This is a genomic window from Massilia sp. CT11-108 (genome assembly GCF_047302915.1).
Lineage (GTDB): Bacteria > Pseudomonadota > Gammaproteobacteria > Burkholderiales > Burkholderiaceae_D > Telluria > Telluria orientalis.
In genome coordinates this window covers 1-3,484 of sequence record NZ_JBKYMO010000545.1, presented here as the reverse complement: position 1 = coordinate 3,484, position 3,484 = coordinate 1, and the positions used below count along the sequence as shown (strand labels likewise).

General features: G+C 68.9%; 4 protein-coding genes and 1 pseudogene. 2 read left to right on the top strand and 3 right to left on the bottom strand.

Going from position 1 to position 3,484, the window contains the following annotated elements; all coding sequences use genetic code 11:
• Positions 1 to 105: 105 nt before the first annotated feature.
• Complete coding sequence (locus ACEN88_RS27080) at positions 106 to 1,254, bottom strand: acyltransferase family protein (RefSeq protein ID WP_413344640.1); 1,149 nt, start codon at positions 1,252 to 1,254, stop codon at positions 106 to 108.
• 91 nt (positions 1,255 to 1,345) lie between these two features.
• Here ACEN88_RS27080 and ACEN88_RS27075 point away from each other — a divergent pair, with 91 nt between their 5' ends.
• Both ACEN88_RS27075 and ACEN88_RS27070 read left to right on the top strand, forming a co-directional pair.
• Complete coding sequence (locus tag ACEN88_RS27075) at positions 1,346 to 2,320, top strand: succinylglutamate desuccinylase/aspartoacylase family protein (protein WP_413344638.1); 975 nt, start codon at positions 1,346 to 1,348, stop codon at positions 2,318 to 2,320.
• A gap of 68 nt (positions 2,321 to 2,388) precedes the next feature.
• Positions 2,389 to 3,000 carry a LysE family translocator gene (locus tag ACEN88_RS27070; protein ID WP_413344637.1) on the top strand — a complete coding sequence of 204 codons (612 nt, stop codon included), beginning with the start codon at positions 2,389 to 2,391 and terminating at the stop codon, positions 2,998 to 3,000.
• Positions 3,001 to 3,027: 27 nt separating this feature from the next.
• Here the strand turns inward: ACEN88_RS27070 and ACEN88_RS27065 are convergent.
• Both ACEN88_RS27065 and ACEN88_RS27060 read right to left on the bottom strand, forming a co-directional pair.
• Positions 3,028 to 3,252, bottom strand: a pseudogene (locus ACEN88_RS27065) (lipid-A-disaccharide synthase N-terminal domain-containing protein); the annotation flags it as partial.
• On the bottom strand, positions 3,245 to 3,484 hold a 240-nt coding region (locus ACEN88_RS27060; RefSeq protein WP_413344635.1), incomplete at its 5' end, for a hypothetical protein. The gene ACEN88_RS27060 and the pseudogene ACEN88_RS27065, both read right to left, overlap by 8 nt.

The following is a 3,484-nucleotide window of genomic DNA, read 5'->3' as shown; positions in this document are numbered from 1 at the left end:
TGCCCGGCCTGCGCGCGGCGCTGGCGTCCACGGACGGCTACGACCCGTCGATGCGCATCGCCCACCTGCAAGCCTGGCTGGCCGACATGCCGGCCGCCTTCGACGTCATCGAAGCGCCGGTGCGGGTGCGGGGCTGAGTGCCGCATCCCAACGTGCGCGCAGGCGCATGAACGGCGCCTCGACGAGGACGTACAACAGCCCCCCGGCCGCCAGCGATGCCGCCATGCATGCGGCGACCGTGATCGCCTCCTCCGCCCCGTGGCCCGCCTGCGCCAGCCGTTGCGCGACGAGGATGCTGACGGATTTGTGCGTCAGGTAGATCGCGTACGACCACAACGCGAGGCCGGCCGCGCCCGGCACGCGCACGCGGTGCAGCAGGGAATGCGGCGCCAGCGCGGCCAGGATCAGCAGGGCAAAACCGAGGGCGAGCAGCGGGTAGCCGGCGACCGTCTGCGCGAATCCATAGTGATCGTCAAGAAACCACGCAAACGCGACACCGATGACGGCGGCCCCGGCCGCAAGCAGCGCATCGCCGTACGCAAGCAAGCGGCGCCACAACCCGGGCGCACGATGCTTCAGCAGCGCGAGCGCCACACCCGCCAGCAATTCGTCGGCGCGGCACCAGCTCGAGTAATAGATGTACTGGTAGTAGTAACCAAGTCGGTTAGGTGCATTCTCGCCGTCCTGCCAGATCGTCGCGCGGGCCAGCATGCCGCCCGCGACGGCCAGCAGCAACGCGCCCCACGCCCAGCGCTGCCGCACGCCACCTTGCCCCAGTGCGGCACCGAGGATGGCGGCCGCCGGCAACAGCATGTAGAACTGCTCTTCGATGCACAGCGACCACGCGTGCGAAAATGCGGTGCCCGGCTGCAGATGGATGTTTTGCGTGAACGTCAGGTATTGCCACAGCGGGAGCATCGGCGTGGCGCCGCGCCCCCCCGGCCACAGCGCGTACAGGGCCAGCACGACCCAGAAATTGGGGAGCGTGCGCAGCAGCCGCCGCACGTAGAACCGGCCAAGGCCGAACCCGCGGGCGGAACCGAGCGCCGCGAAGATCTGGTTGCCGATCAGGTAGCCGGACAGCGCGAAGAACAGGTCGACGCCCGCCCAGCCCATCGCCCCGACCCAGCCGAACGTGGGCGCGTCGCTGACGAACAGCGTGTAGTGGTGCAGCACGACGAGCGTGACCGCAAGGGCGCGCAAGGTGTCGAGGCCGTGGATGCGGGACGCAGTCCCCGTATTGACGCCGTCCATGCTGACATTCTTCTACGAAAACCACGGATGATGCCATGGGCGGGGCCGGCACGCTACAATGCCGGCATTCTTTTTTCCTGGAACACGACGCATGATCCCCGCCAGCCAGCTGCACTTCAAGTCCGTCAACTACACCGGCCAGGGCCCCGGTCCGAGAGTCATCATCATGGGTGCCACGCACGGCAACGAAAAGTGCGGCACCCAGGCCATCCAGCGGATCATGGCCGAGATCGACGCCGGTACACTCCCCATCGTCAACGGCGGCGTGACCTTCGTCCCCATCGTGAACCCGAAGGCGTATGCGCAGAACACGCGCTCGGGCGACCGCAACCTGAACCGCGACCTGTCGCCGAAAGCGGAACCGCACGACTTCGAAGACCACGTCGCCAACTGGCTGTGCCCGCTGCTGGCGCAGCACGACGTGCTGCTCGACCTGCACTCGTTCAACGCCGCGCACGGCGAACCGTTCGTGATGGTCGGCCCGCTCGACAACGACGGCCCGCTGGAACCCTTCACGCACATGCGCCAGGAACGCGCACTGGCACGCCGCCTGGGCGTGCGCCGCTTCGTCACGGGCTGGATGGCCGCGTACGGCGGAGGCGTCCAGCGCCGCTCGCGCGGCAACGCGCAGGAACTGCAAACGGTGCTGCGTTACGGCATGGGCACGACGGAATACATGCGCAGCACGGGCGGCTACGCGCTGACGCTCGAATGCGGCCAGCACCTCGACCCGCGCGCGCCGGACGTCGCGTACACCGCGATCATGAACACCCTCGCCTTCCTGAAAATCATCGACGCACCGGAACCGGAACCCATCCCGTTCGAACAGATGGAAGCGCTGCAGATGGTCGTCGTGCACGACAAGCTCGACGCCGGCGACCAGTTCACGCGCCAGTGGGCCAGCTTCGACCCCGTCGCGGAAGGCGAACAGATCGGCGTGCGCGCGGACGGCACGCCCGTCGTCGCGGAATTCGCGGGCCGCATCCTGTTCCCGGACGTGAACGCCCAGCCGAACCACGAGTGGTACTACCTCACGCGTCCGAATCCGGCGTTCGGGCGCGAGTGACGTCGAGGTCTGCGGACTGACGCGGACGGTGCTACGATGTCCGGCACCGTCCACGCCGCCTTCAGACCATGACGCCCAACACCTTGTTCCTCATCCTCGGCATCCACGCGCTGGCGCTGATCTCACCGGGTCCCGACTTCGCCGTCGTGACCCGCACCGCCATCGTCTCCGGGCGCCGCGCCGGCCTGTGGGCCGCCACCGGCGTCGCGACGGCGATCGGCATCTACGTCCTCATCTCGGTCCTCGGCATGTCGCTCGTGCTGGCCGCGCTGCCGGGCCTGTCGCGCATCCTGGCCGTCGTCGGCGCGCTGTACCTCGCCTGGCTCGGCATCCAGTGCCTGCGTTCCCGCGGCCAGTTGCCCGAGGCGCAGGCAGCCAAGGCCGGCCACAAGGCGTTCGTCAGCGGCTTCCTCACGAACCTCCTGAATCCGAAGGCCATGCTGTACTTCGGCTCGGTGCTGTCCCAGGCATTGAAGCCGGACCTGGCCACGGCCGACGTCGCCCTGCTCTGGACGCTGCTCGTCGCCGAGTGGCTGCTGTGGTTCGCGCTCGTCGCGCTGCTGTTCTCGTCGCGCCCCGTGCTCGCGTGGCTGCGCGCGCGCCTCGTCTGGCTCGACCGGACGGTGGGCGCCGTACTGCTGGTGCTGGCCGCCAAGGTCTCCCTGCTCGCCGTGCGCTGAGCGCCGGATCAGCCGCAGGTTGCGCAGGTAGATCGCAACGCCGAGGCCCTGCCCGGCGACGAACACGGGATCGCGCCGGTGCAGTGCATAGGCGAGCAGCACGAGCGCGCCGGCGATGCTCAGGTACCAGAACGACACGGGGATCACGCTGCGGCGGTTGCGCTCGCTGGCCAGCCACTGGATGACGAACCGCCCCATGAACACGGCCTGTCCGCCGAAGCCCAGCAGCAGCCACCCATCCACCTCAGCCATCCTGCCTCCTTCTCTGGACCCGTTGGACGAGCCGGACCAGGCCGATCTTCGGCGGCCACCAGCGCAGCTGCGGCGCGCGGATCGGCGGTGCTCGGGACAGGCAACCAATGTCCCAGGCGCCCCAGACGACGCACGCGACCGCGAGCAGGCGCTGTGCCGGCAGGATCGCCGGAATGCCGATGTGGCGGCTGACCACGAGGCTCGCCGCGACGGCCATCAGCAGCGCGCCGGC